General features: G+C 76.4%; 20 protein-coding genes. 2 read left to right on the top strand and 18 right to left on the bottom strand.

From position 1 onward, the window contains the following. Window positions 1–403 precede the first annotated feature (403 nt). The 15 genes from KSP35_RS00570 to KSP35_RS00500 all read right to left on the bottom strand — a co-directional run bounded on the left by KSP35_RS00570 (window position 404) and on the right by KSP35_RS00500 (window position 19,404). Entirely contained in the window at window positions 404–1,387 is a 984-nt protein-coding gene (locus KSP35_RS00570; protein WP_216998317.1) for a MoxR family ATPase, read from the bottom strand. Next, entirely contained in the window at window positions 1,384–2,496 is a 1,113-nt protein-coding gene (locus KSP35_RS00565; protein ID WP_216998316.1) for a DUF4350 domain-containing protein, read from the bottom strand. The genes KSP35_RS00570 and KSP35_RS00565 overlap by 4 nt, the downstream gene beginning before the upstream one ends. Further along, complete coding sequence (locus KSP35_RS00560; RefSeq protein WP_216998315.1) at window positions 2,493–3,431, bottom strand: DUF4129 domain-containing protein; 939 nt, start codon at window positions 3,429–3,431, stop codon at window positions 2,493–2,495. The genes KSP35_RS00565 and KSP35_RS00560 overlap by 4 nt, the downstream gene beginning before the upstream one ends. Next, on the bottom strand, window positions 3,412–4,566 hold the full coding sequence (locus tag KSP35_RS00555) for a hypothetical protein (protein ID WP_216998314.1): 1,155 nt from the start codon (window positions 4,564–4,566) through the stop codon (window positions 3,412–3,414). The genes KSP35_RS00560 and KSP35_RS00555 overlap by 20 nt, the downstream gene beginning before the upstream one ends. A gap of 11 nt (window positions 4,567–4,577) precedes the next feature. Next, window positions 4,578–6,794: a transglutaminase domain-containing protein gene (locus KSP35_RS00550; RefSeq protein ID WP_216998313.1), complete on the bottom strand. Its 2,217-nt coding sequence runs from the start codon at window positions 6,792–6,794 to the stop codon at window positions 4,578–4,580. After that, window positions 6,791–7,954, bottom strand: coding sequence for a DUF58 domain-containing protein (locus tag KSP35_RS00545; protein ID WP_216998312.1), 1,164 nt, complete (start codon window positions 7,952–7,954; stop codon window positions 6,791–6,793). Before KSP35_RS00545 ends, KSP35_RS00550 begins: the two co-directional genes overlap by 4 nt. Further along, on the bottom strand, window positions 7,951–8,922 hold the full coding sequence (locus tag KSP35_RS00540) for a MoxR family ATPase (protein ID WP_216998311.1): 972 nt from the start codon (window positions 8,920–8,922) through the stop codon (window positions 7,951–7,953). Before KSP35_RS00540 ends, KSP35_RS00545 begins: the two co-directional genes overlap by 4 nt. After that, window positions 8,919–10,457 (bottom strand): serine/threonine-protein kinase, encoded by a 1,539-nt coding sequence (locus KSP35_RS00535; protein ID WP_216998310.1) that lies wholly within the window; start codon window positions 10,455–10,457, stop codon window positions 8,919–8,921. Before KSP35_RS00535 ends, KSP35_RS00540 begins: the two co-directional genes overlap by 4 nt. Beyond that, window positions 10,373–11,356, bottom strand: a complete 984-nt coding sequence (locus KSP35_RS00530; protein WP_216998309.1) for a hypothetical protein — start codon at window positions 11,354–11,356, stop codon at window positions 10,373–10,375. The genes KSP35_RS00535 and KSP35_RS00530 overlap by 85 nt, the downstream gene beginning before the upstream one ends. Before the next feature lie 53 nt (window positions 11,357–11,409). After that, window positions 11,410–15,714, bottom strand: coding sequence for an FtsK/SpoIIIE domain-containing protein (locus tag KSP35_RS00525; protein ID WP_216998308.1), 4,305 nt, complete (start codon window positions 15,712–15,714; stop codon window positions 11,410–11,412). Then, entirely contained in the window at window positions 15,711–16,448 is a 738-nt protein-coding gene (locus KSP35_RS00520; RefSeq protein WP_216998307.1) for a hypothetical protein, read from the bottom strand. The genes KSP35_RS00525 and KSP35_RS00520 overlap by 4 nt, the downstream gene beginning before the upstream one ends. 69 nt (window positions 16,449–16,517) lie before the next feature. Next, on the bottom strand, window positions 16,518–18,029 hold the full coding sequence (locus KSP35_RS00515; RefSeq protein ID WP_216998306.1) for a CHAP domain-containing protein: 1,512 nt from the start codon (window positions 18,027–18,029) through the stop codon (window positions 16,518–16,520). Window positions 18,030–18,039: 10 nt separating this feature from the next. Further along, window positions 18,040–18,309 carry a hypothetical protein gene (locus KSP35_RS00510; protein ID WP_216998305.1) on the bottom strand — a complete coding sequence of 90 codons (270 nt, stop codon included), beginning with the start codon at window positions 18,307–18,309 and terminating at the stop codon, window positions 18,040–18,042. Between the two features lie 14 nt (window positions 18,310–18,323). Beyond that, entirely contained in the window at window positions 18,324–18,587 is a 264-nt protein-coding gene (locus tag KSP35_RS00505; protein WP_216998304.1) for a WXG100 family type VII secretion target, read from the bottom strand. Between the two features lie 115 nt (window positions 18,588–18,702). Next, on the bottom strand, window positions 18,703–19,404 hold the full coding sequence (locus tag KSP35_RS00500) for a hypothetical protein (RefSeq protein WP_216998303.1): 702 nt from the start codon (window positions 19,402–19,404) through the stop codon (window positions 18,703–18,705). A 75-nt stretch (window positions 19,405–19,479) separates the two neighbouring features. On the opposite strand from KSP35_RS00500, the gene KSP35_RS00495 reads away from it, so the two are divergent. Continuing rightward, the gene (locus KSP35_RS00495) at window positions 19,480–22,170 is read left to right on the top strand and encodes a PASTA domain-containing protein (RefSeq protein ID WP_216998302.1); all 2,691 of its coding nucleotides are present in this window, start codon (window positions 19,480–19,482) and stop codon (window positions 22,168–22,170) included. 18 nt (window positions 22,171–22,188) lie between these two features. On the opposite strand, the gene KSP35_RS00490 is transcribed toward KSP35_RS00495, so the two are convergent. Further along, window positions 22,189–23,223, bottom strand: a complete 1,035-nt coding sequence (locus tag KSP35_RS00490) for a lysylphosphatidylglycerol synthase transmembrane domain-containing protein (protein WP_216998301.1) — start codon at window positions 23,221–23,223, stop codon at window positions 22,189–22,191. A gap of 528 nt (window positions 23,224–23,751) precedes the next feature. Here KSP35_RS00490 and KSP35_RS23790 point away from each other — a divergent pair. Then, window positions 23,752–24,036 carry a class I SAM-dependent methyltransferase gene (locus KSP35_RS23790; RefSeq protein ID WP_254126911.1) on the top strand — a complete coding sequence of 95 codons (285 nt, stop codon included), beginning with the start codon at window positions 23,752–23,754 and terminating at the stop codon, window positions 24,034–24,036. 71 nt (window positions 24,037–24,107) lie between these two features. Here the strand turns inward: KSP35_RS23790 and KSP35_RS25155 are convergent, their stop codons facing one another. Both KSP35_RS25155 and moeB read right to left on the bottom strand, forming a co-directional pair. Continuing rightward, window positions 24,108–24,638, bottom strand: coding sequence for a pyridoxamine 5'-phosphate oxidase family protein (locus KSP35_RS25155; RefSeq protein WP_216998300.1), 531 nt, complete (start codon window positions 24,636–24,638; stop codon window positions 24,108–24,110). A gap of 67 nt (window positions 24,639–24,705) precedes the next feature. Then, entirely contained in the window at window positions 24,706–25,884 is a 1,179-nt protein-coding gene (moeB, locus tag KSP35_RS00475; protein ID WP_216998299.1) for a molybdopterin-synthase adenylyltransferase MoeB, read from the bottom strand. Between the last annotated feature and the right edge of the window lie 79 nt (window positions 25,885–25,963).

Raw genomic sequence — 25,963 nt, 5'->3', positions numbered from 1 at the left:
GTGCGTCCAGCGGGCCAGCCGCAGGGGGCCCGTGGCCCGGGTGACGACGGGGCCCAGCTCGTGGGCGCCCCGGCGCGTGGCCAGGAGCGTGCCGGACAGGTCGCCCGCGGCCTCGGCGGGATCGAAGCGCACGTCGGCCGTCTGGGGCTGGCGCACCTCGACCCGGGTGCCGGGCCGGGGCGCGACGCTGACGGAGAAGGCGTTCGTCGCGCCGCGCGCCACCTCGGCGGGGACGCGCCGGGCGACCTCAGGGGGCCGGTGCACGGTCCAGGCGTCGCCGAGGAAGGCCGCGACCACCGCAGCGACCAGCAGCACCGCGACGAGCGGCGGCACCCAGAACGCGCTGATCGCCGCTGCGGCCACCAGCGCGACCACGCGACCGGACGGGCTCACCGGTGCACGCTCAGCGGGGCACCGGGGTGGCGGCGATGGCGTTGGCCACCGCGGCGTCGGGGGTGAGGCGCTCGAGCTCGGCCTCGGGGCGCAGGACCAGCCGGTGGCGGAGCACGGCGGGGGCGACGCGGATCACGTCGTCGGGGATCACGTAGTGGCGGCCCCAGAGCCGCGCCGAGGCCTTGGCGGCGACGAGCAGGTGGACGCCGGCCCGCGGGCTGGCGCCGACCGCCACGCTGGGCAGCGAGCGGGTGGCGCGCACCAGCGAGGTGACGTAGGCCGCGACCTCCTCCGTGACGGCGGTGGCGTCCACCTCGGCCCGGGCGGCCCGCACGTCGTCGGCGCCGACCACCCGCTGGACGTGCTCGCTCCCGGTGGGCTTCAGGCCGCGCCGGGCCAGGCCCAGCAGGGCCCGCTCCTGGGCCTCGGTCGGGTAGTCGACGAGGACCTTCACCAGGAACCGGTCGAGCTGGGCCTCGGGCAGCGGGTACGTGCCCTCGTACTCGATGGGGTTCTGGGTGGCGACCACCAGGAACGGCTGCGGCAGCGGGTGGCCCTCGCCGTCGATGGTCACCTGCCCCTCCTGCATGGCCTCGAGGAGGGCGGCCTGGGTCTTCGGCGGGGTGCGGTTGATCTCGTCGGCCAGCAGCACGTTGGTGAACACCGGCCCGGGCCGGAACACCAGCTCGCGGTCGCGCAGGGTCATGGTGCCGGTGAGGTCGGAGGGCAGCAGGTCCGGCGTGAACTGGGCCCGGCGGAACTCGAGGCCGAGCGCCTGGGCGAAGGTCGAGGCCAGCAGCGTCTTGGCCACCCCCGGCACGCCTTCGAGCAGCGCGTGGCCACCGACGGCGAGGGCCACCAGCAGCGAGTCGATCGCCTCGGGCTGCCCGACGACCACCTTCTCGACCTCGGTGTGGAGCCGGGCCCGCAGGTCGCTGAGCACGCCCTGCGGCGGGCCGTCGGGGCGGGCGGCGGGGACGGCGGGATCGGTCACGGTGTGGCTCCTGGGGAGTCGGGGGCGGATGGCGGGCGTCGGTGCAGGACGCGCTGGTGCGCAGCGGCGGCCTCGCCCTCGGCCAGGGCCGCGGCGAGGTCGAGGGGGCGGGGCGTGACCCGGTCGAGGTCGGCGGCGACGGCGTCGACGTGGTCCTTGCGGGGCGGGCGGAGCTCGCGCTGCTGGGGCTCGGGTGGCCCGAAGCGAGCGCCCGCCGACCAGATCCCCACCAGCAGGGCGGCGGCGAGCAGGCCGGCCACCCACTTCCAGGCCACGGGGACGGCGGCCAGCCCGCGGCCGTCGGAGCCGGCCCCGGCGTCGACGAACACCACGCGCCGGCCGGTGGGGCCCGCCAGGGCGAGGGCGAGGGCGGCGTTGTCGTCCCGGGCCAGCGAGGCGTTCTGCAGCGGGCGCGTGTCGGCCAGGGCGAGGACCCGACCCTGCCCCACGTCGCCGACCACGAGGGCGGCGCGGCCGTCGGCGCCGGCGGCCGGCACGAGGGGGCCGACGTCGGTCCAGCGGCCGCCGTCGTCGCCGCCGATCCGCTGCGCGGCGCCGGTGCCGTCGACGGTGAGCCAAACGGCGAGCGCGTCGACGGGGTCGTCCTCTCGCCACCCCAGGTCGGTCCCGGTCAGGGCGGCCACCAGCGGCGCGGCGTCCTCCCCGGTGGCCACCAGCCGGCCGCCGGCAGCCACGAAGTCGGCGAGGCGCCGGTCCGAGGTGGCGCTCAAGCCGGCAGGGTCGGCCAGGACGACGGTGGCCTCCGGCGGCAGGTCGGCCGCGGTGGGGCGCTGCTGGAGGCGGACGACCGGGTGGCCCTCGGCACGCAGGAGGTCGGCGTAGCCCTCGAGGCCCTTCGCTCCCGTGGAGAACGCCGAGGACGCCGGCCCGCCCGGCTCGCTGCCCACCAGCGACTGCCCGCCGGCGAGGGCCAGGTTGAGCAGCACGACCCCGGCCACGACGACGGCCGCCACCCGCTGCCCGCGACCGAGGCTGCGCCACCACCGTGCGAACCGGTCCGGGCCCACCGCGGTCGACACGCCCGGGTCGACCGGCTCGACCGGCTCGGCCGGCTCGGTCGGCTCCAGCTCCTCGACGGGAGCGGTCACCGGACCGGCTCCGCCGGCCGACGGCCCAGGACCTCGGACCACCCGGCCCGGGCGGCGGCCAGGTCGGCCGAGGTGGCCTCGCGGCCGCCGTAGACGATCTCCTCGAAGTCGGCGGTGAGGCGGTCCATGGCGGGCAGGTCGACCTGGCGGGCCGCGCCCGCCGCGGTGGTGTCGGGCCGCAGGACCAGGCGATCGGCGCGGGCCAGGCGCAGGAGCCCGGCGAGGTGGCGCCACCGCAGGGCCGCCGCGAGGTCGCCCGCCGCCTCGGCAGCGTCGGCCCGGCGCTCGAGGTCCACCGGGTCGAGCGTGGGATCCACCAACCGGGCCCGACCGGATCGGGACACCGCCGCGCGGCTGCGGCGGGAGACGAGGAAGGCGGTCAGCGCCGCGCCGGCGCCCACGAACAGCGCGACGAGGATCGCCGGACCTCCCGGCAGGTCGAGGATGGGCTGCACCAGCCGGTCCAGGAACCGGCCCACCGGTCGGAGGCGATCGGCGAGCCAGCGGAGCGGTCCGCGGAACGGCTTGGGCAGCTCGCGCTGGTGGTACTTGTCGTCATCGAGGACCTGGCGGGCCGTGCGCCGGGCCCCGGCCGTGCCGCCGCGGCCGTCGTGGTCGGGCCCCCCGGCGCTCCCGTCGAGCTCGGCCGCCAGGGCCCGCAGCCGCGGCGCCCGCTGCGACCCGAGCCCGGCGGTGGCTGCCGCCAGGTCCACGGGGCGGCCGTCGACCTCGCGCACGGCGCGCAGGTCCTGGAGCGCGCCGTCGTCGGTCGCGGCGTCGCGGGCCAGGGCGGCGGCCTCCGGACCGGTCAGCGAGCGGTCCTGCGCGCCCGCCGCGGAGGCGCCCCCGCCCAGCAGGCACGAGAGCACCAGCAGGGCGCCCGCCAGCCGGCGGACCCGTCGGCGGGAGGGGTGGTCAGCGATCGCCGGGGCCATCGCCGGTGGGCGGCGCCCAGCCGGTGCCGGGCGGCTCGGCGGGCGGTGGCGGCGCCGCCCCGGGAGGCGGAGGCGGGGGCGGGAGCTGGCTCGGCGCGGCGGCGACCGGCGCCCCTCCCGGTCCGTAGTAGTCGTGCGGGGCGTAGCCGCCGGCCGGCTCGTACCCCTGGGGCCCGTAGCCCTGGGGCCCGTAGCCCTGGGGCCCGTAGCCCTGGGGCCCGTAGCCCTGGGGCGGGTAGCCCGGCTGCGGTCCCCACCCGGGGCCCCAAGCAGGCGGCGGCGCGAAGGAGCCGTCGGGTGCACCCGGCTGGCGGGGGAACCCATCGGTGGGGGCGTCGCCCAGGCGCTGGGCCCAGAGGGCGAGGTCGAAGCCCTCCTTGCGGACCCGGAGGTCGACGTAGAGGGCCATGGTCAGCGCAGCGCTGAACGGCGTCACGATGATGCTCGACACGATCGAGGTGGCGGCCTGGAGGACGGACTGGACCGCCGGGCCGGCGTCGGCGAAGAGCACCAGCACGAGCGGAGCCGACACGACCGCCTGGAAGGCGAAGCTGAGCACGAGGCCGAGCAGCACGACGCCCAGGGTGCGCCAGCCCATGCCCCGCACCAGGGCCCGGGAGCGGCCCATGGCCTCGCCCGCGCCCAGTCCCTCGACGAGCAGCGCCGGCATGGCCACCGCGAAGAACGCCAGCGGCCACAGGACGCCCACGAGGCAGGCGATGAGGCCCAGCGCCGTGGCCAGGCCCGTGAGGATGGTGAGACCGAGCACGCTCCAGAAGCGCGACAGGCCGAAGCGCAGGCTCTCCTTCCAGCTCGGGTCGTCGCCCACGTACGCCCCGCTGATGGAGCGGAAGCACGCCGCGGTGGCGATCGAGCTGGCCACGATGGAGGCGAAGGCGGCCACCAGGGTGCCCACCAGCTGGAGCGCCGCGTCGCCGCCGTCGAAGTTCGGGTTGCCGGTGGTGGGGTCGACCGTGAGGCTCGACTGGCTGGACCACTGGATGAGGGCGGTGAAGATCAGGACCGGCACCAGGGGCACGGCCACCGAGAGCAGGAGCGTCTTGGCTCGGCTCTTGTAGATCCGGATCGCTGCATCGAGCAGCTCCCCCACGCCGAGCGGTCGCAAGCCTTCCACGACGGGGGACCCTACCCGTGGGCCAGGCGCCGGCCGTGCCGGCGCGGGGCCTCGACGGCGGTGCGCAGGCGCCGGGGCGGCGTGGCGAAGGCCCGGGCTCGCTCGGGCCGGGAGCGCGACGAGCGGGCCGAGCGGGCGACGACGCCGACGGCCCGCCAGGCCCGGCCGACCTCCTCGGCGGTGGCCGTCGCCGCACCGCCGGCGAAGCCGAGCTGGTCGCACCGCGCAGCGAGCCAGTTCAGCTCGGCCACCGCTTCAGCTTCCTGGCCCGTGGCGGCGACCACCGCCACGACGTCCGGGCGGGTCAGGTCGGCGGCCACCACCACCCCGGCCTCGCGGAGCTGGTCGAGGGCCTCGTCCCACGCCCCCAGGACCTGGATCCGGCCGTCACCGCGCCGTCGGGTGCGGCGTCGTCGCCAGCGAGCGATCGGGGCCCAGGCCAGCGCGGCCACGAGCGCCAGGGCGACGAGAGCGCCGACCACGGGCCAGGGCGAGGTGCTCCCGCCGTCGGTGCCGCCCCGCCGGTCGGGCCGGGTGCGAGGCGTCGCCGGCTCGCGGCGCTCGGCCTCGGCGGCGTCGGCCCGCTGGTCGGCGGCCTGGTCGGCCGCCGACGTGCCGGCCTCGGTGGGGTCCGGCGCGGTGGCCTCGGTGCCGCCGCCCCGAGGGGCCGAGATGGTGAACGGCACCCACCCGAGGCCGGCGAAGCGGACCTCGGGCCACACCGAGAGCTGCGCGCCGGTGGCGCGGATGGTGCTGCGCCCGGCGGCCACCGGGGTGACGTAGCCCACCGCGAGGCGGGCGTCGAAGCCCTGGGCCCGGGCCAGCTGGGCGAAGGTGGCGGCCAGCTGGGCCTGGTTCGCCGTGCGCGGCTCCTTGCCCGCCGGACCGAGCAGGCGCGCGACCTCGGAGTTCGCGGTGCTGGCCACCAGCGAGGGGTCGAGGCGCAGCGACCGGTCGTCGCGCAGCGAGCGACGGATGGCCGCCAGCCGGTCGAAGCCGCTCGGGCTGGTGCCCGCCGCCCGCTGGGCCCGAGCCAGCACCGCCGGCGGGAGGCCGGTCGGCACGGCCCGCCGGACCGGCTGCGCCGAGGCCAGCTCGGCGGCCGAGGTGGTCGGCAGGGCGACCTGCAGCTGCACCCGAGCCGGCCGATCGACGCCCGTGGGGACGGCCAGCTCCCCGGAGCGGGCGTCGAACGCGAGGCCCGACGGCGACGCCGAGATCGGGCGGTCGGGCGTCGGCAGCAGCGGCAGGCCGGGCACCGGCTCGCCGAGCCGCACGTCGAGGCGGGCGATCGCCCGGTCCTCGGCCTGGTCGGCGGGGACCGGCCCGAGGGAGCGGCCTGCGCGCTGGAACGCCGCCTCGCTCCGCGTCCAGCCCTGGGGGCCCACCCGGTCGAGCACGGCCACGTGCCAGCGCAGGGTGTCGCCCGCTCCCGCCGGCAGGTCCACGCGAGCCGTGAAGCGCGTGGGCGGGCGCTCGGCGCTGCGCCGGGTGGGCACGGCGTCGAGCGGGTTCTCCGCCAGCGCCACGTCCACCGGCGGCTGCACCCGCTCGCGCACGTCGATCCGGTCCCGGTCGCCCACGTCGGCCACCGTGGGGCCGAGCGCCAGCGCCGCGAGCCCGGCGACCGCGACGACCGCCACGGCCCCGACCGGTCGGACCAGCCCGGCACCGCCACGAGGCGCCGCCTGGCCGACGAGCAGGACCGCGCCGACAGCGGCCACCAGCGCCAGCGCAACGCCGTCGCCCAGCACGGCGCGCGGGTCGCCCAGCACCAGCGCGGCGGCGAACACCGCCAGCACGGGCACGGCGGCGAGCAGGGTGGGACGGGGACGAGCGCACGCCGCAGCGGTCAGCGCCCCGGCGATCCAGGCCACCAGCACCGCCAGGCCCAGCTCCGGGCCCCGGGCATCGACCGGCGGGATGGCGGTGAGCAGGCGGGCTACGCCGTCGGTGGCCCCGCCGACCGCGGTGGCGCCGTCGAGCCCGGGGCGCACCGCCGCGCTGGTCCAGAGGAGCGCGCCCAGGAGGTGGACCGGCACCAGGACGACCGCCGGGCGGCGCTCGACGGCGAGCCGCACCACCAGGTCCACCAGCACCGAGGCCAGGGCAGCGCCGGCCACCGGGACCAGCCAGCCCGGCCCGTACACGTGGGCGAGGGCCGGCGCCGCTGCCGCCAGGACCGCCAGGGCGAGCGCCGCGCGAGCCAGGCGGGCGAGCACGCTCACCGGCGCACCTCGCGGTTCCAGGCCGCCACGGCGCGCACCGCATCCGGCGCGACCACCTCGACGATGCCGCCGGTGCGCTGCGAGCGCGGCGCCGCCCCGGGGAGCACGCGGATCAACACGACCGGCGAGTGCCGGCGCCGCTGCGCAGCGAGGCTCGAGGCCAGCCGGGGAGACGGGTCGCCGGTGACCACCACGAGTGCACCCCCGCCCTCGGCCCGCTCCACGGCGCCGAACAGGTCCGCCGGCCGGTCGCGGCCGAGCGAGGCGAGGGCCAACCGGTCGAGGTCGCCTCGCGCGCCGAGGCGCACCGCCTCGCCCCGCTGCTCACCGGCGATGGTGAGCGAGACGCCGTGGCCGATGCGGCGGAAGGCCGCAGCGGCCGAGGCCACCACCTCGATGCCGTGCTCGAACCGGGTGGCGTCCCAGCTCGACGGCCGGGTGTCCAGGACGAGGGTGGCCCGGGGCTGGCTGGTGTCGACGTGGGTGCGCACCATCATCGTCCCGGTGCGGGCCGTGGTCGGCCAGTGGATGCGGCGCAGATCGTCGCCGGCGACGTACTCGCGCAGCCCCGAGAAGGTCAGCGTCCCCTCGGTGGCGTTGTCGGTGATCGGGCCCTCCAGGTCGACCACCACGCCGGTGGCGAGCGGGTCGGCGAGGTGCACGCGCGGCCGGACCCAGAGCACCCCCTCGGCGCCGACGGCCCGCCAGCGGTTGACCAGGCCCAGCGGGTCGACGCGCTCCACGCGCACCGGGCCGAGCTCGAGGCGCCCCCGCCGATCGGTGGGCAGCAGGGTGCGGACCGACGAGCGGGCGCCGGGGCCGACGGACGGCACCGCCATGCGCAGCGGCCGGTCGCCCACCCGGTCGACGGCCTGGAGCCCGGGCACGGGCAGGCGGCCGAGGTTGGCGAACGACAGCAAGCTGGCCGCCGGGGCGTCGACGGTCACCCGCTCGGGCCGGAACCGCCGCTCGACGGCCACGCCCAGCGGCAGGCTGACCCACAGCAGGGCGATCGCCACCGCGACCAGCCCGGCGACCGCCGGCAAGACCAGCTCGGGCAGGCCGAACGCCCAGCCGGCCACCCCCACCACGACGCTCCCGCCGACCAGGGCCAGGCCCGGGCCGGTCAGCCGGAGGCCGCGGTCGCTGGCCTCGGTCATCGGCCGCTCGGCGTGGGCACCGAGGCGACGATGCCGGCGAGCACCTCGTCGCTGCGGCGGCCCTCGACCTCCGCTTCGGCGGCGAGCACCAGGCGGTGGGCCAGCACCGGCCCGGCCAGGGCCTTGACGTCGTGGGGCACGACGTAGCTGCGCCCGTCGAGCAGGGCGTGGGCCTGGGCCGCCCGCAGCAGCGCCAGGCTGGCCCGCGGGCTGGCGCCCAGCCGCACGTCCGGCACCTGGCGCGACGCCGAGGCGATGGCCACCACGTACTGGCTGACGGCCGGCGCCACGTGCACCCGGGCAGCCAGGTCGATCATCGTGCGCAGGTCCTCGATGCCCAGCACCGGGCGGATGGCCGGCTGCCCGGTGGCGGCGCGCTGGTCGAGGATCGCCGCCTCCTCCTCGACCGACGGGTACCCCACCGACACCCGCAGCAGGAACCGGTCGAGCTGGGCCTCGGGCAGGCGGTAGGTGCCGTCGAGGTCGATGGGGTTCTGGGTGGCCACCACGAGGAACGGGCGCGGCACCGGGCGGGCGGTGCCCTCCACCGACACCTGGCGCTCCTCCATGACCTCGAGCAAGGCCGACTGGGTCTTGGGCGATGCCCGGTTGATCTCGTCGGCCACCACCACGTTGGCGAAGACGGGACCGGGGCGGAACTCGAACGCCCGCCGCTCCTGGTCCCAGATCGACACGCCGGTGATGTCCGACGGCAGCAGGTCCGGGGTGAACTGGATGCGGTGCCACGTGGCGTCGACCGAGGTGGCGATGGCCCGGGCCAGCGTCGTCTTGCCCACGCCGGGCACGTCTTCCACCAGCAGGTGGCCCTCGCTCAGCAGGGCGACCAGGGCCAGGCGGATCACGTCGGCCTTGCCCCGCAGGACCTGGCCGATGTTGGCCTCGAGCCGGGACGCTCGCTCGGCGAACCACTCGGCCTGGGCGGGTTCGGGGTGGGACGGGTCGGTCATGCGGGAGCCTTTGCGCAGCGGGTGGGGGGCTTGCCGTCGAAGCCCTGCTCGGACGGCTTGGGATCGGGGCCGGTCAGGTAGACGAACACGAACACGCACGACGTCTTCGGGGCGTCGGGCAGGGTGATGGTGTCGATGATGTCGGAGCCCTCCTTGGTGATCGTGCCGAGGGCCAGGCCGTCGGGGCTGTCGGTGCCGCTGCCGCGCCGCCCGTCGAGGCGGACGATCGTCGGGTCGTCCTTCGAGGCGTCCTCCGGCCCGTACTGGACCTGCATGGCGTTGCTCTCGGCGAAGCGGGGCTGGCTCAGCGTCGGGGGGACCTGGACCACCAGGCCACCCTCCTTGCGGCGCTCGACGGCGATCGCCAGGGCGAAGGGCCGCTGCACCGCCGCCTTGGCGGTGGTGGTCGTGGCCGTCGGGCCCTGGTCCGCCGACGAGGACGTGTCGCGCCGGGCGGTGAACCAGCCGACGCCCAGCACCACGAGCGCGGCGAGGGCCAAGGCGCTGACCCAGGGCCAGCGGGCCCGCTCGTCGGCCTCGGGTGCCGGCGGCTCGGCCAGCGGCACGCCGGCGCGGGTGTCGAGGCGCTCGTCCCCCGCGCCCTCGTCGCTGCCGGGCAGGGCCACCGCGAGGGCGGCGGGCACCGCTGGCGCCTCGACCGGGGCGTCGGTGGCCCAGGCACCGACCGCCGCCGAGGCCGGTGCGACGTCGGGCAGCGGTGCCAGCCGGGCGTGGCCGGCGACGGTGGGTGCGAGCACGCCGAAGCGGTGGGCCAGGGCGGCCGCCGTGGGCCGGCGATCGGGCGTCTTGGCCAGGCACCGCTCGACGACGTCCCACACGTCCTCGTCGAGGTCCGGGGGCCGTTGGGGCGCGAGCTCGAGGTGGCCCCGGAGCACGGCAGCCGGGTTGCTGCCCACGAACGGCCGGCGGCCCACGAGCAGCTCGTAGGCCACGATGCCGAGGGCGTACACGTCCGCGGCCGGGGACGGCTGGCGGCCCGCCGCCAGCTCGGGCGCCACGTAGTCGGGGGTGCCGACCAGCTGGGTGGCCCGGGTCAGGTGGGCGCCGTCGACCACCCGGGCGATGCCGAAGTCGGTCAGGCGGACCGGCGCGCCGGGTGCGGCGGGATCCGGTGTAGCGGGGACCAGGACGTTCTCGGGCTTCACGTCGCGGTGGACGATCCCCGCCGCGTGCACCGCTTCGAGCCCCCGGGCGATGCCGGCCAGCAGCGGGAGCGCCTCGCCCGGGGCCAGCCGGCCCTCTCGCCGCAGCACGGCGCGGAGGTCGTCACCCACCACCAGGTCCATGACGATGGCGAGCACCGCTCCCTCGACCACCAGGTCGTGGACCCGGACCACGTGCGGGTCCACCACCGACCGGAGCGCCGTGCGCTCGGTCAGGAAGCGCGACACCTGCTCCGGGTCGTCGGCCAGCTCCGGGCGCAGCACCTTCACGGCGACCGCGCTGCCGTCGGCCCGGCGCACGCCTCGCCACACCCGGCCCATGCCGCCCCGGCCGATGGGCTCGAGCAGCACGTAGGCCGACCCGAGCGGCCGGCCGACCACTGCGTCGTCGTCGGCCTCGGGCTCGGGTCCGGACCCGGTCGTGGCGACGCCGGGAGCGACGGTGTCGAGGCGATCGCCCAGGGGGGGGCGCCGGTGGCCGCCACCAGCGCGGCGCCGAACGCCGAGGCCGTGGGTCGCCGGCCCGGGTCGGTGTCGAGGCCCCGCTCGATCACCCGCCGCAGCGGCTCGCCGACGTCGGCCCGGTGGAAGCGGGGCCGGCTGCCGAGGGTCACGGCGAGCAGGACCTCGGCCGCCCCCTGCTCGGCCTCGCGCTGGTAGGGCGCCTGGCCCTCGAGCAACGTGAACGCGGTGGCGGCCAGGGCCCACACGTCGCCGGCCGCCGTCCACGGCCGCCCTTCGAGCACCTCCGGCGGCACGTGGAGCGGCGCCGCTCCCCCACCGGACGGGACCGGCGGCGCCACCGGGACCGGGCTCAGCGCGAGGCGGGCACCGTCGGCGGTCGGCACCACCGCCTCCGGCGAGACGTCACCGGCCACCAGCCCGGCACCGTGGAGCCGCGCCAGGCCGGCCGCGAGGTCGACGGTCGCCTGCAGGACCAGGTCGAGCGCCAGCGGCCCGCGGTCCGGTTCGCGGGTGGCGACCGGGGTGAGCCACCAGAGCTCACCGGACTCGATGCCGCCATCGACCACCGGGTCCAGGCCCGGCGCGTCGGCCAGCGGCAGCAGGGCGGCGAGGCGCTCCTCGGCCGCCCGGCGGGCCCGCCCGGAGGCGAAGCGCTCCCGGGCGACGTGCAGCACCAGCTCGACCCCGGCCCGCCGCACGGACCACCGGTGGTGGTCCCGCCGCGGCGGCAGGACCGCAGCGTCGGTGAGGCCGGGGACGGCTGGCAGTGCGGAGGGCCCGGTCATGCGGCCACTCACCTGCCCACTTCGGACCAGAACGACACCTGCCACGTCGGACCTCACCCGGCGAGGGCACCGGCGGGTGCGGCGCCCACCTGGAGCAGCTCGCTTCGGCCCCGGCGCACCAGCAGGCCTCGTCCGGCCGGCCAGGTGCCGCCGGTGCTCCGGGCCAGCTTGAGGTCGAACACCTCGCCGTCGGCGGACGAGGCCGGGGCGAGCAGCAGGCCGGTGCGGGCCCGGCGCAGCTCGGCCAGCCAGCCCCGGTAGCGCTGGAGCAGGAGGTCATCGGTGGTCGCGGCGGCCACCACGGCCAGCCCGTCGTCCCGGGCCGTCCGGACCCGGGCCTCGAGGATGCGAGCCGTCCGGCCGTCGGCCAGCAGCTCGGCGTCGTCGACCACGAGCAGCACGCCCTCGGTCGCCCGCTCGTGGGCGTCGTCGAGGGCCGCCTCCAGCTCGTCCTCCACCGCCGCGCCGGCCAGCACGACGACGCCGGGCCCGGCCAGGTCGGCCAGCGGCGAGCGACGCGGCGTCACCACCACGACCTCCCAGGCCCCGTCGCCCCGGTCGGGCAGGGAGGCCACCACGGCGGCCAGGGCCGTCGACCGGCCCGACAGCGGCGGGCCGGCGACCACGAACCCGGGAGCGAGGTCGGCCAGGTCGACCGTCGCCGCCATCCCGTCGCCGTCGAGGCCGAGGACGACCTCCGACGGCGTGGTGGGCTCGTGGGCCGCCAGGACCTCGCGCAGCTCCACGTGCTCGGCCAGCGGGTCCACCCGACGGGGCCCGCCGTGCCGGGGCGCGACCGCCGACCCGGGCCCGCCCACGAGGCCGACGAGGGCGGCGTCCTGGGCCGGCCCGCTGGCGTCGTCGGCCAGCAGGCCGATCTGGACCTCCATGCCGTCGGCGGCCCAGATCGCCCGGCCGGCGGGGCGCTGCTGGGGCACCTGGCGGGGGTCGAGGCCCACCATCGCGTCGTCGTCCCGATCGGCCTGGCGCAGCACGAGGCGAGCGGGGAACGCCGAGGCCAGCCGCATGCTGAAGCCGGTCCGGTCGGTGGCGAGCACCACGTGCACGCCCACCGAGGGACCCTCGCGGGCGACGCGGTCGAGGTCGTCGAGCACCCAGCCGCCGTCTCGCTCCAGGAACCGGTTGACCACGGCCTCGTGGCCGTCCACCAGCAGGACCACCCGGGCGTCGGTCGACGGGTCTCCGTCGCGCTGGCGATCGTCGACCAGGCCGCCCACCAGCCGGACGAGGCGCTCCACCCGGTCGAGGTCGTCGACGGGGACGACGGCGCCGGCGTGGGCCAACGTGCCGATGCCGACCAGGCCCCGGCTGCCGCCGTCGATGCCGTAGACGTGCAACGAGCGGGGATCGTGGGCGGTAGCCAGGCCGGCCACCAGCGTGCGCAGCAGCGTGGTGCGACCGGTCCGGGCGGCACCGAGCACGGCGAGGTTGCCCACCGCTTCCAGGTCGACCACGAACGGCTCGCGCGCCTGGCGGGTGGGGCGATCGGCCAGGCCCACCACCGCAGCCAGGCCCCCTGGCTCGCCCGGCCCGACCTCGGCCAGGGTGAGGTGCTCCGGCAGGGGCGGCAGCCAGGGCGCCGGGGCCTCGGGGGCGCCCAGTTGGGCCGCGGCCTCGCCGATGGCGTCCACCAGGCGGGCCAGGTCGGTGTCGTCGGCGTCGGCCACCGCGTCGTCGTCCGCCTCGAAGGTGCCGAGCGGGAGGCGACCCAGGCCGGCCAGCGTCGCGTCGGTGGCCGTGACGCCGGCGACCACCGCCGCACCGCGGCGGGGACCGCCCACCCGAGCCGCCTGGAACGGCGTCAGGTCGCGGAGGCCGGTGCGGGCGAGGGCCCGGCCCGGCAGGGTCCGGGGGATGTCGGCGGCGTCGGCCACGTCGAGCACGTCGCTCGACTCGGCGGGGTCGGCCACCCGCAGGCACAGCCGCAGGTTCACGTTGGCCCGCAGGTCGGCGGTGACCGCCCCGGCCGGGCGCTGGGTGGCCAGCACCACGTGGACCCCCAGCGAGCGGCCCCGCATGCCGATCCCGACGACGCCGGTCACGAACTCCGGCACCTCCTCCACCAGGGAGGCGAACTCGTCGATGACGATCACCAGCCGGGCCAGGGAGCCGCCGCCGGCCACCAGGTCGTCGATGTCCTTGGCCCCGGCGGCCAGGAGCAGGCGCTCGCGTCGCTCCAGCTCGGCATCGAGGCTGGCCAGCGCCCGGCCCACGAGGTGGCCGTCCAGGTCGGTGATGAGCCCGGCGCAGTGCGGCAGGCGGGCGCAGTCCCGGAAGGCGGCGCCGCCCTTGTAGTCGACCAGCACGAAGGAGAGCGCCTCGGGGGTGTTGGCCAGGGCCAGGGAGGCGACCAGGGTCTGCAGCAGCTCGGACTTGCCCGAGCCGGTCGTGCCGGCCACCAGGGCGTGGGGCCCGTCGCGCCGGAGGTCGACGCTGAAGGGCCCGTGGTCCGACTCCCCCAGCACCGCCCGGGTGCTGCGACCGCCGGCCGCCCAGCGGGCCAGCACGGCGTCGGCGTCGGGCTCGGGCAGGCCGACGAGGTCGGTGAAGCGGCTGGTTCGGGGCAGGTCGCCGCCCGCCTCCACCCGGTCGCCCAGGTCCCGCAGCGGGGCGAGCGCCCGCGCCACCCGGTCGGCCAGCGGGGCGGCGATCCCGTCGAGCAGGACCGTCACCGGCCCTCGCTCGGGACGGCGCACCACGGCGTGGGTGGGCCGCTCGGCCTCGGCCACGATCGTGGCCCGGCACTCCGACGGCAGGCTGTGCTCGTCGACGTCGAGGCACACGGCGAACACGCCGACCGCCGGCCCGTCGCGCAGCACGTCGGCCACGCCCCGCACGTGGCGCAGGCGTCGGGCGCCGTCGAGCACGACCACCACGCGGGGCAGGTCGACCACGTCGCCGAAGCGGTCTCGGCGGGCGGCGGTGCGCTCGGCGATCAGCTCGCCCAGCTCGCCCAGGCGCTGCTCGGCCTGCTCGCGGTCGATGGCCACCAGGCGACGGGCGCCCGGCTCGGCCAGCGGCGCGGCGTGGGGCAGCCAGGGGAACCACGCCCAGTCGGCGGCGTCGGCCTCGGCCGTGATGAGCTCCAACCGCACGTCCCGCGGGCCGTGCAGGGCGGCGACCTGCACGAGCAGGGCCCGGGCGGCGGCCAGGGCCGCGGGCCGCTCGGCGGCCACGCCCAGCACCCCCGAGGCCACCAGGTCCACGGTGACGGGCACGGCGTGGGCGGCGGGCGGCTCGGCCGCCTGCCGATCGCCGCCCACCACCCGGACCCGGGCCGGGCGATCGGCGGTGCCGGCGCGCAGCAGGAGGTGGTCAGGGTCGGTGGCCCGCCGCTCCCAGAGCCGTCGACCGGGGGCCAGGGCGGTGGCCGTCACCTCGGCCGGATCGGGATAGGCCCGGCGGCGCTGGCGCTCGTCCTCCACCACCAGCCCGGCGAGGCGCTCGGTGACCGTCGCCAGCTCGGCCTCGTAGGCGGCCTTCGCCGCCTTGAACTCCTTGCGGCCGTGGCGGCGGTCGCCGAAGGCGTTCATGCCGAGCATCACCGGCGACAGCAGCATGAAGAGCAGGAACGGTGACGGGCCGATCACGAAGTAGAGGCCGGCACCGAACACCAGCGGCAGCAGGGCGCCGGCCACCGGGATGCGCCGCGACGTCGGCTCCTTCGGCTCGGTGGGCAGCACCAGCTCGGGCGGGTCGAGCGGGGCCACGATGCGCGGAGGACGGTTGAACCGACGGGTGCCGTCCTCCGCCGCCGGCTCGAGGATCGGTGCGGCGACCAGCGAGGGGCGCACCTCCACCAGGCTGGCGCCGATCGACACCGGCTCCGCCGCCGGGAGCTCCGTGGCCGCAGCCAGCCTCACGCCCCGGTGTCCCGTCCCGTTGTGCGAGCCCGCGTCGGCCACCTCGACGCCCTCGGCGAGCCCACGCAGGACGGCGTGGCGACGGCTCACCTCGGGATCCGCGATGGCCAGGTCGGCGTCGCGGCCACGGCCCACCACCACCGCGGCACCGGCGGCCAGCGCCGCCCGGCCCCCGGCGTGGAGGCCGCTCACCACCACCGCCTCGGCGCCGCTCGCCGGGCCGGCGCCGAGGTCGTCCGACACCGGCCGACCGACCCCGAGCAGCGCGCCCTGGACCAGCCCGACCTCACCCAGCGCCGAGCTCGGCGCCAACCGCCGGGTGCCGTCGAACAGGGCCGGCTCCGCCTCACCGGTGCCGAGGTGCTCGCCCAGCACCCGGGCGACGCTCGCCACCGACGCTTCGTCGGGTCCGTCGAGCACGAGCGGGTGCAGGCCGCCGCTCGGGTCGACGGCGAGCACGTGGCGGTCGCTCACGACGCCATCCCCTCGGCGACGTCGGCCAGGAAGCCCACGACCAGCAGGTCGAGCTCCTCCTCACCCACCGGCAGGGCGATGTCCTCGGGCGGGCCCTCGGCGTCGAGGTCCAGCTCGGCGGGCTCGATCACCCACCGGCCACCCGGGCCGACCAGCCACTGCAGCTCGTCGGCCTCGTAGCGCTCGCCACCGAGCCGGCGGGCCCGGCGCAGGACCACCTCGTGGCCGCCGGCCTCCAGCTCGGCCTCGGCGTCGAGCACGCGGCGAGCCCCGGACGCGACCGGCGTGGTCGCCGGTGCCGGCTCGCTGCCGAGCGACGCCAGGTCGTCGAGCCGGGCCAGCGGGTCACCGGTCACGGCCTCCAGGGCCCAGACCCCGAGCAGCACCTCGCGCAGCCACCGGCCGCCCGCCGGGCCGAGGACCAGAGCCTGGCGCACGAGGTCGTCGGGGCGGCGCACCTCCACCTCCACCACCAGGTCCGGGGCCACCAGGGCGCCGAGGGCGTGGCGCACCTCGTCGGTGGCCCCGGCCGTGGCGTCGTCGGCCACGTCGAGCCAGCCCCGGGCAAGCAGGGAGCGGACGGCGGCCAGGTCGGCCGCCGGGCTCTCGCCCTCGTCGCCCGCATCGCAGACCGGAGGGAGGACGGCGCCGGCCAGCGTGGCCAGCACCCGCAGCTCGTCCACCGACGCCACCAGCAGCGGCTCGGTCGACACGGGATCGAGGAGGGAGGTCATGGGCCCATCGTCCGCCCCAGCGGCGGCGCCGTGAACCGGTAGCCCTCCCCAGGACCTCGCCGCCGGGCCTCAGGCCACCCGGATGAAGACCACGTTGCCCATCGACGAGGACCGGTGCTTGATCTCGACCTTGCCGGCGCTGGTGTTGCCCTCCAGCGCCGTCCACCGCCCGCCCTTGGGCGAGGTGGCCACGATGCCGATGTGGCCGTCGGAGCCGAAGTCGGTGCCGCCGCCCCAGTCGTAGGCCACCAGGTCGCCGGGACGAGCATCGGCCGCCGAGACCAGGCGCAGCCCGGACCGCTTCTGGCGGGCCAGCCCCACCCACGTCGACACGCCGGCCAGGCTCAGGCCCCCGGGGACGGTCTTGCCGGCCCGGCGCAGCGCCCAGTTCACGAAGCTGGCGCACCACGCCTGGCGGTAGGCGCCGGTGGTCTTCTGGTAGACGCCGATCCGGGTGGACCAGTTGTCCGAGGTCTCGTGCACGCCGACCTCCTTGCGCCCGATGGCCAGCGCCTTGCGGCCCACGCCCCCGGTCTTGGCCGGCGTCCCGCTCCCCGGCCGCTTGGTCGCGGGGCGCTTCGCCTTCGCCGGGCCCTTTGCCTTGGCCTTCGCTCCGGCTCCCGTGCCGACCTTCAGCTGGCCGCGCAGCAGCATCTCCAGGGCCACCCGCTCGGCGGTCGTCACCTTCCCGCCCTTGGCCAGGGTGGCCAGCAGCTGGTCGACCTTGCGCTGGTCGGCCTTGCTGCCGCCGCCGTCGGCGACCGACGCCGCCCAGCGGATCTTGGTGACCAGGTCGGCCTCCCACCGCAGGTGGCGGGGCACCGCGGCCAGCGCACCCTGGGGGTCGACCAGCGGCGCGGTGGTGGCCCGCACCTTGGCCAGCAGGTCCCCGGCCAGCGCGGTCGCCGGCGCGGCTGCGCCACCCGTCGCTCCCGGCGAGGTGGCCCCGGCGGCCAGCAGGGCCTGGTCGAGGTCGTGCACCGAGGTGCCGACCCGGCGGACGGCGACGTCGGCGTCGCCGGCCCCCTTCGTCAACGAGCGGACCACGCCCTCGAGCTGCTCGAGGTCGAGGGTCACCCGGCCCGACCCGGATCGGGACCCGCCCGAGGCGGGCCGCTTCGCCTTCCCGGGCGTAGCGGGCGCCGTGGGCTTCGCTCCCATCTTCTGCTCCCACAGCGAGGGGTGCTTGCGGGCCGTCTCCCGCCCCCGGGAGAGGCAGTCGGTGATGAGCGAGGTGGTGCCCCAGGCCGAGGCGACCACCGCATCGGTCACCGCCTTGGCCGACGTGCCCTTCTTCAGCGCGGCGAGCACGGCGCCGTAGCGGCCGTTGCGCAGGGTCTTGACGGTGGCGTCCATCCCCTGCTCGTAGTCCCGGTACACCTTGATGTTGCCCTGGGTGCCGGTGTTGCCGGCGCCCGGCATGGGCTGGGTGGTGTTGAGCGGGTTCCAGCGGGCGCCGTTGGTGTGGCCGCCCTCGGCGTACTGCCACGCCAGCAGGGCGGTGATGTTGTGCTCGGTCGGCTGGTAGCCCAGCCGGCCCAGGAGGTCCCTGGCCCACCGGCCCGGGTAGAGGTTGGCCATGGGTTCGCTCCTAGCGAGAGGCGGGAGCCGGGCGGGGCGGGGCGGCCACCTGGGCCGCGCTGCGCAACCACCCGGCTCGGGCGTGCAGGTCGTCGGCCACCGCGTCGAGCTCTCGCTCGCGGCGCCGGATGGAGGCCTGGAACCGGCGGGCCGCCGGACCTTCCCAGGTCACGGTGTCGGCCCGCCGGATCAGGCGGCGGCGCACGTCACGGAGCCGGTCGGCCTCGGTGTCGAGCACCTTGGCCGCCGCCGTGAGCGCCGCCGGGGCGGAGGCGGTCACCGGTCAGCCTCCGCTCAGCCGCCGGCCTGCTCGAGGGCCCGGGCCCGGCCCTTGATCTCGTCCGAGGCGTCGATGAGGGCGGAGGACAGGCTGCGGAGGGCGGGCTCGTACTCGCTGTCCCACGCCGAGCGGAAGCGGTCGGCGGCGCCGCCCTTCCAGTAGGCGGACGACAGCTCGCCCCGGAGGGCGCTCAGCAGGTCCTCGACCTCGCCGCTGCGCCGGGTGAAGCTCACCCCGAGCTGGTCGAGCTGGTCGATCTGGCCACCGATGACAGACATGGAAGTGCTCCTTGGTCAGGTGCCCGCAGCGGTCGCTGGCGGGTCTGAGGTCAAGGTACGAACGACCGCCGGATCCGTGAACCGGTAGCCCTCCCCAGGCGCGAGGTCGGGCGGGTCAGTCCGGCAGCGAGGCCAGGTCCTCGCGGGACAGCAGGCCGGTGGCGATGACGTGCTCCCCGAGGGCCCGCATGGCGTTGTCGCCGTGGAGGTTGGGCACGCCGGCGTCGGTCAGCCGGGTGCGCAGGTACTCGATCCGCTTGACGACGGTGGTGCGCGGCCAGCCGAGGCGGGCAGCGGCATCGGCGTAGGTGCGCGGGTGCGGGTCGTGGCGGGGGAACTCGCGCAGGTAGCCCTCGAAGAGGGCGGCCAGCGCCTGGCGGTCGGCGTCGTTCACCACCACGCCCGTTCCCACCGCGGTCTCGGCGCCGAGCACGGCGGACGGGTCCGTGGCGGCGCCGTCGGTGGGCTCCGCGGCAGCCGGCGTGGGGGCCGGCACCGACACCTCGAGGGCGTGGCGGCGCACCGACCCGGTGACGACCACGGTGCTGCGCCCCTCCATGGCCACCCGGCGCCCGGGGGCCAGCACCACGCGGAACCCGAGGTCGTCGATGACCTCCAGGGCCCGCGACGAGCTCCGGTTGTGGAGCCACCAGTACCCGGCGTCGTCGCCCACCAGCTCGCCGGCCAGCCGGGAGATGCCGAGGTCGTCCGGGTCGAGGCGCAGGGTGCAGGTCTCGCCCCGCCCGAAGCTGAGCGGTCGCAGGGGATCGAGCACCAGGTCCTCACCCGAGAAGGTGACGACGGGATCGTCGGGCATGGGCACCTCTCTCCAGGGGCGGTGGGAAGGGCTTCCCAATGTGGGCCGAGGGGTAAGGAGCGTACCGTGCCCCCCATGTCCCCCCGGCTGCGCAAGGTGTCCCTCCGCTCGCCGCGCACCGCTGGCGTCGGCCTCGTCACCGCCCTGGTGGCCGGCACGCTGGCCCTCGCCTTCGGCACCGGCTACGTGGCCAACAAGGCCGTCTTCACCGGCTCCTCGGCCTGGCTGTCCCAGGGCAAGGACGTGGCCCTCGTCTCGGCCAGTGGCGGCGCCCCGCAGCAGCGCCTGGAGGGCGCGCCGGAGGGCGTGGTGGTCCAAGACGCCGACGGCAGCTTCCACATCGAGGCCGGCGATGGCGCCGGTGCGACCGGCGCCGGCACCAAGGTCTCGCACTACGGGGCCGACGGCTCCACCCAGCTCGCCGGCGAGATCCAGGCCGGGCCCGGCGCCACCGTGGTCACCGGGGGCGACGCCGCCTGGGTGGTCGACCCGGATGCCGAGACGGTCAGCCCGATCGAGCCGGGCTCGTACCGCTCGAAGGGGGCGCCGGTGAAGGTCCCTGGCCTCATCGGTCGGGCCATGACCACCGACGGCGATCTGTGGGTCCTCACCCGCGACGGCGACGTCGCCCGCGTCGACGGGCGCTCGCTGGTCGACCGCGAGCACCTCGACCTCCGCAGCCCCGCCAAGGCCACCCTCGCCGTGGTGGGTGATCGACCCGTGGTGGTCGACCCCACGGCCGGCCGGATCCTCGTGGTGGGCGGCCGGACCGAAGCGGTGGCCGACCTGCGCGGCGCCCGGGCGCTGGTGGCCACCACCCAGCCCGGCTCCACCTTCGTGCTCGCCGCCGTCAAGGCCGACCGCCGCACGATCGTGGCCCTCGATCTCGACGGCGGCCGGCCCACCACGCCGCCTCTCCGGCGGCCCGATCGGCACCCCCTCCCGGCCGCCGGCGGCGTCTACGTGCCCACCGTCGCCGGCGAGCGCCAGCAGCTGCTGCACCTCACCCTCCCCGACCTCACCGACCTGGACCCGGTGCGCCTGCCCGCCACCACGGCCGACACCGCCGGGGCGAAGGACGGGTCGCTCGGCTTCGAAGCCTTCCTGGTGGGCACCCGCCTCTGGGCCAACGACCCCGCCAGCACCCAGGCGGTCACCGTCGGCGACGACGGCGACGCCGCCACCGTGAACAAGACCAACCCGCGTTCCTCCGACGTGCGGGGCGACCAGGCCGACCGCGAGAAGCGCGAAGCGGAGGCGAAGAAGAAGGCCGACGAGGAGCGGGCCGCCACCCAGCTGCCGAACCTCCCGACCACCCCTGGCCCCGGTCCCGGCTCCACCGCTGGCGCCGGCGGCACCACGCCCTCCCCCACCGGCACGGGCACCGGTGCCGCCCCGACCTTCGGCGGCGGCGGTGGTGGTGCCACCCCGACCACCACCCCGCCTCCGGCCGTGCCGAAGAAGGTCACGGTCCCCGACCTGGTGGGCCAGGACCAAGCCGACGCCTGCGACCAGCTGGCCAACCTGCAGCTGGCCTGCGACTTCGACCCGGTGGAGGACAAGGACGCCACCGAGAACGAGGTGTCCAAGCAGTCGCCCAGGGGCGGCACCGAGGTCACGGCAGGCTCCAAGGTCACCATCACCTACGCGGTGTGGGGCTCGGTCACCATCCCCGACGACCTCGGCACCATGACGTCGGAGCAGGCCGCCCAAGCCCTGGGCGCCCTGGGCCTGGTGCCGGCGCCCACCGACCGCACCGACGCCCGCCCCAACGACCCCATCGACCAGGTGGTCGAGGCCACCGTCGACCCCGCACCGGGCTCCAAGGTCAAGGTCAACAGCACCGTCGCCTACGAGTTCTTCAGCGCCTACACCCCGCTCCCCTACGACCCGTCCCCCGTGATCGGCCAGCCGGCCGGCGCCGACCCGTGCCAGTACTTCCGGGACCAGCAGTTCGCCAACTGCCAGGCCGTGACCGACGTCGTCGCCCCGAACCGGGCCCAGGCGGACACCGTCGCCAGCGTCGACCCCGGAACCGGCCCGACCCAGGACCCGACGGTCGCCATCACCGTCCACGTCTACGGCGACGTCACCCAGGCGCCCGCACCGGCGTTCACCAGCTGCACCGACGCCGTCAACTGGGCCAACGCCAACGGCATCGTGCTCGGCGGCTGCGACGAGCCGGCCGACGGCCCCTACGGCCCCATCGGTGCCGTCACCCAGCAGGACCCGCCCGCCAACAGCACCCCCGTGGGCGGCGGCGACGTCATCCACCTGCACCGCTACACCCCGGCGGCCGTCGCCACCACCGACTGGGTCCGCAGCTCGTCCAACGGGGCCGCCCACCTCTTCAAGGCGGCCGGCGCAGCAGCGCCCGAGGCCACCGATTGGGCGGCCGGCGCCGGGGTCAACTTCCTGGCCGGCCCCGAGGGCGGGGCGGCGGCCCCGCTCACCTGCTACGTGTCCCGGAGCTACGGCAGCACCGGCCTCGGCCGCTACCTCTGCAACCTGAGCGGCGGCGTGCCCGGCTTCCAGGGCGGCTGGAGCGCCGTAGACACCGGCGCCCCGCTCTACGCCTACGGCGCCGACCCGGGCGGCGCCAAGCCGCTCACCTCGTGCGAGCTGCGCCGCACCAACAACAGCACCGGAGCGGTCACGTTCCTGGCCCAGTACTGGGGCGGCGGCACCTGTGCCGTAGCCGATCCCGGCCCCGCCGGCTCCACCGATGCGTGGGTGGCCAACGGCACCATCTGGGTCCTGCCCTAGCCGCCTGCGATCGGGCGATCAGTCGGCGACGGTGCCCTCGGGGTGCGGGAGGGGCCCGACGCTGGCGCCGCCCCGCTTGCGGCCGGCGATGGGGGCGCAGATCGCTGCCCCGCCCACGTCGACGAGGATGAACAGGATGCGGGCCACGATGGCCGTGGCGGCAGCCACGCCGCCATCGAGGCCGGACGAGGCGGCCAGCACGGCCTCGCGGATGCCGGCGCCGGCCGGCACGGGCACGGCCAGGAAGCCGGCCGTCCACGAGAGCACGGTGGCGAACATGACCTTGGGGTACGAAGCGTCGGGCGTGAGGGCCCGGGCCACCGCCCAGGTGGCGGTGCCCACGAAGAACCACGTGGGCACGTAGCGGGCCACCAGCAGGAGCGAGTCCTTCCACCGCGGGATCTCGATGTCGAGCTCGCGCTTGGTGAGCTTGGCCACCAGGGCCACCAGGCGCTCCAGCACGGTGTGGTGGAGCATCACGACGCCGACGGGCAGCGCCAGGAGGAACAGCATCCAGGGGTTGAAGCCGCCGCCGGTGCCGGCCAGGGCGAAGGGCAGGAACGCCGCGGAGACGAACAGCGCAGCGAGGTAGAGCAGGCCGAGCGACATGGCGACGCTGGTGTAGGCCCGGGTGCGGGGCACGCCCCCGCGGCGGGCCAGCTCGCCGCGGCCGAGCACCGGCCAGACCCCGCCGGGCAGGTACTTGCCCATCTCGCCCACGAAGTACCAGGCGACCGTGCGGCCGGCGGGCACGCGCACGCCGAGCAGGCGCATGACGTAGCGCCAGCCCCACCCGATGCTCGACATGGCCAGGATCGCCAGCACCGCCGCCAGCCCGATGTAGGCGAGGTTGGCGTGGGTGAGGCTCTCGTGGGCCTCGGGCCAGTCCTTCACCAGGCGGTGCACCACGACGTACATGGCGCCGCCGCCGAGCAGCAGGCCGAGCCCGGAGGTGATGGCCACCTTCCGCCGGTTGCCGCCGCCCTTCGACGCCTCGACCTCGCCCTCGCCGCCCACGGCGTCGGTCGCTTCGTCGGGCAGGGGTGGGGTCATGGGTGGAGACGCTCGGTTCGCAGGCCGCCCCCGCCGGGCAGCGGGGCCGGAGCAGATTAGTGCCGCTTCTCCCGTTTCCACGTCGTCCGGTAACGTCGACCCCCATGACCGAACCGGCCACCGCTGCCCTCGCGCCCGCCTCCGGGCTCGGCCTCGCCGCCCTCCTCCCCGTCGGCGGGGCGTCGTGAGCACCGCCGCTGCCGAGAACCCGGCCCTGGACGAAGACGTCCCCACGGGCAACACCTACGACAAGTACGCCAGCAAGAACCCGGTCGAGCGCAAGCTGATGGACGGGTTCTTCGCCGCGCTCGACGCCTCGCTGCCCCGCACCTCCCCCGCCCGCATCCTCGAGGTCGGCGTGGGCGAGGGCGAGGTCACCGCCCGCCTCGCCGAGCGCTGGCCCGACGCCACCTTCTGCGGCGTCGACCTGCCCGACCCCGAACTGGCCGGCAACTGGGACGGGAAGGGGTTCTCCCCCTCTTCGGCGACATCGGCCGCCTGCCCTTCGAGGCCGACACGTTCGACCTGGTGCTGGCCATCGAGGTCCTGGAGCACGTGCCGTACCCGGAGCTGGCCCTCTCGGAGCTGCACCGGGTGGCGCGGCGCGACGTCGTGGTGTCGGTCCCCCGCGAACCCATCTGGTCGGCCGCCAACCTGGCCCGCGGCAAGTACCTCAAGGACCTCGGCAACACGCCGGGCCACATCAACCACTGGTCGAAGAAGGGCTTCGCCGAGCTGGTGGGTCGCCGGTTCGACGTGCGGGCCGTGCACAGCCCGTTCCCGTGGACCATGGTCGCCGCCGCCAAGGCCTGAGCGACCGCTCGCCGGCTACCCCGTGTGGCGGGCGATCCCGGTGACCGGATCGGGCCCGGTCCCGGGTCCGGTCAGAAGGTCCAGGTGGTGGCGCCGCCGGGCTCGACGGTCTGGAGGGCGGTGGCCCTGGTGAGGGCGATCCGGTAGACGAGCCACGGCGGCGAACCCGCCGAGGGCGCGCTGAACGGCGCGGTGAGGGCGGTGCCCGTCTCGTCGGGCTCGGCGGGCCAGCCGCCCTCGCTCCAGCGGGCGGCCATGGCGGCCACCACGTCGGGGTCGCGCACCGGCTCGGCGGTGCCCTCGACGACCAGGTCGAACTCCGTGGTGGCGAGGCTGAGCGAACAGCGGGGGTCTCGGGTCAGGTTGCGCCCCTTGCGGGTGCGCTCGCCGGTCTCGAACCAGAACGCGCCGTCGACCCACAGGGCCCCGACGCCGTTCACGTGGGAGCGGCCGTCGGGGTCGATGGTGGCCAGCCAGCAGGTGTGGCGATCGGGCCCACCGCCGCCCGGTGCCTGCTCGAAGCCGCGGTCGAGTCGGTCGGCCACCGGCTCCCAGTCGAGCGGCGGGAGGTCGTAGCGGCCGGCGAGGTTCTTCGTCTCCATGCCCGGGGAGACGCCGCCAGCCCCGTGAACTCATCGCGGGGCGGGCGACCCGGGCGTCGGGCCAGGCTCAGGCCGGCGGGGCCTGGAGCGGGAGGGGCAGGCACTGGCCCTCGAGCTCGGCGACCTGGATGCGGTCGCGGTTGGCGTAGGTGATCTCGTTGGTGGGGTCGACCTGGACCTTGTACTCCCGGAAGGACTGCTCGAGGGAGTCGTAGGTGAGCAGGCGGCCGCTGAGCGGGTCGCCCAGGCCGAGGATCAGCTTGATGGTCTCGATGGCCTGGATGGAGCCCACGATGCCGGGCAGCACGCCCAGGACGCCGGCCTCGGCGCACGAGGGGGCCAGGTCGGCCGGCGGCGGCTCGGGGACCATGTCGCGGTAGGTGGGGCCGTTCTTCGGGTCGAAGACGGTGATCATGCCCTCGAAGCGGAAGATCGAGCCGTGGACCACGGGGATGCCGAGCTTCACCGAGGCGTCGTTGACGAGGAACCGGGTGGGGAAGTTGTCGGTGCCGTCGACGATGACGTCGTAGCCCTCGAGGATCTGCATGACGTTGTCGGCGCCGAGGCGCACGTCGTAGGTGACGACGTTGACGTCGGGGTTGAGCAGGGTGAGGGTCTTCTTGGCGGAGTCGACCTTGCGGTCACCGATGCGGTCGACGTTGTGGAGGATCTGGCGTTGCAGGTTCGAGGCGTCGACGACGTCCATGTCGATGATGCCGAGGGTGCCGACGCCGGCTGCCGCGAGGTACATGGCGGCCGGGGAGCCGAGGCCGCCGGCACCGAGCAGGAGGACCTTGGCGTCCAGCAGCTCCTGCTGGCCGGTCTCGCCCACCTCGGGCAGCAGCAGGTGGCGCTTGTAGCGGTTGCGCTGCTCGGCCGAGAGGGTGGCAGGGGTGACCCACTCGCGGTCCTCGTCCTTCCAGCGGTTGAAGCCGCCGACCACGGAGACGACGTCGGTGTAGCCGAGGTCGGTCAGCGTCTTGGCGGCGAAGGCCGAGCGGGTGCCACCGGCGCAGTAGACCACCAACGGCGTGGCGTGGTCCGGGACCTGCATCTCGATGCTGGTCTCCAGGGTGCCGCGCGGGATGTGCAGCGCCCCGGGGAGCGCGCCCTGCTCGTACTCGTCGGGCTCGCGCACGTCGAGGGTCACGACGCCGTCGTCGGTGCGGCGCTCGTCGGCCTCGGCGGTGGTGACCTCGCGGATCTCGGCCTTGGTGGATGCGAGCAGGTCTCGGAAGCTGGCCATGACGGTCCTTCGGTGTTCTCGGCGTGCCCACGTCTGGTGGGCGGTGAAAATGCTACCGGTGTGGTCAACATTGCTGCCA

It is taken from the genome of Aquihabitans sp. G128, from assembly GCF_019048865.1.
Classification (GTDB): domain Bacteria; phylum Actinomycetota; class Acidimicrobiia; order Acidimicrobiales; family Iamiaceae; genus Aquihabitans.
This window is presented reverse-complemented; position numbering and strand designations above follow the sequence as displayed.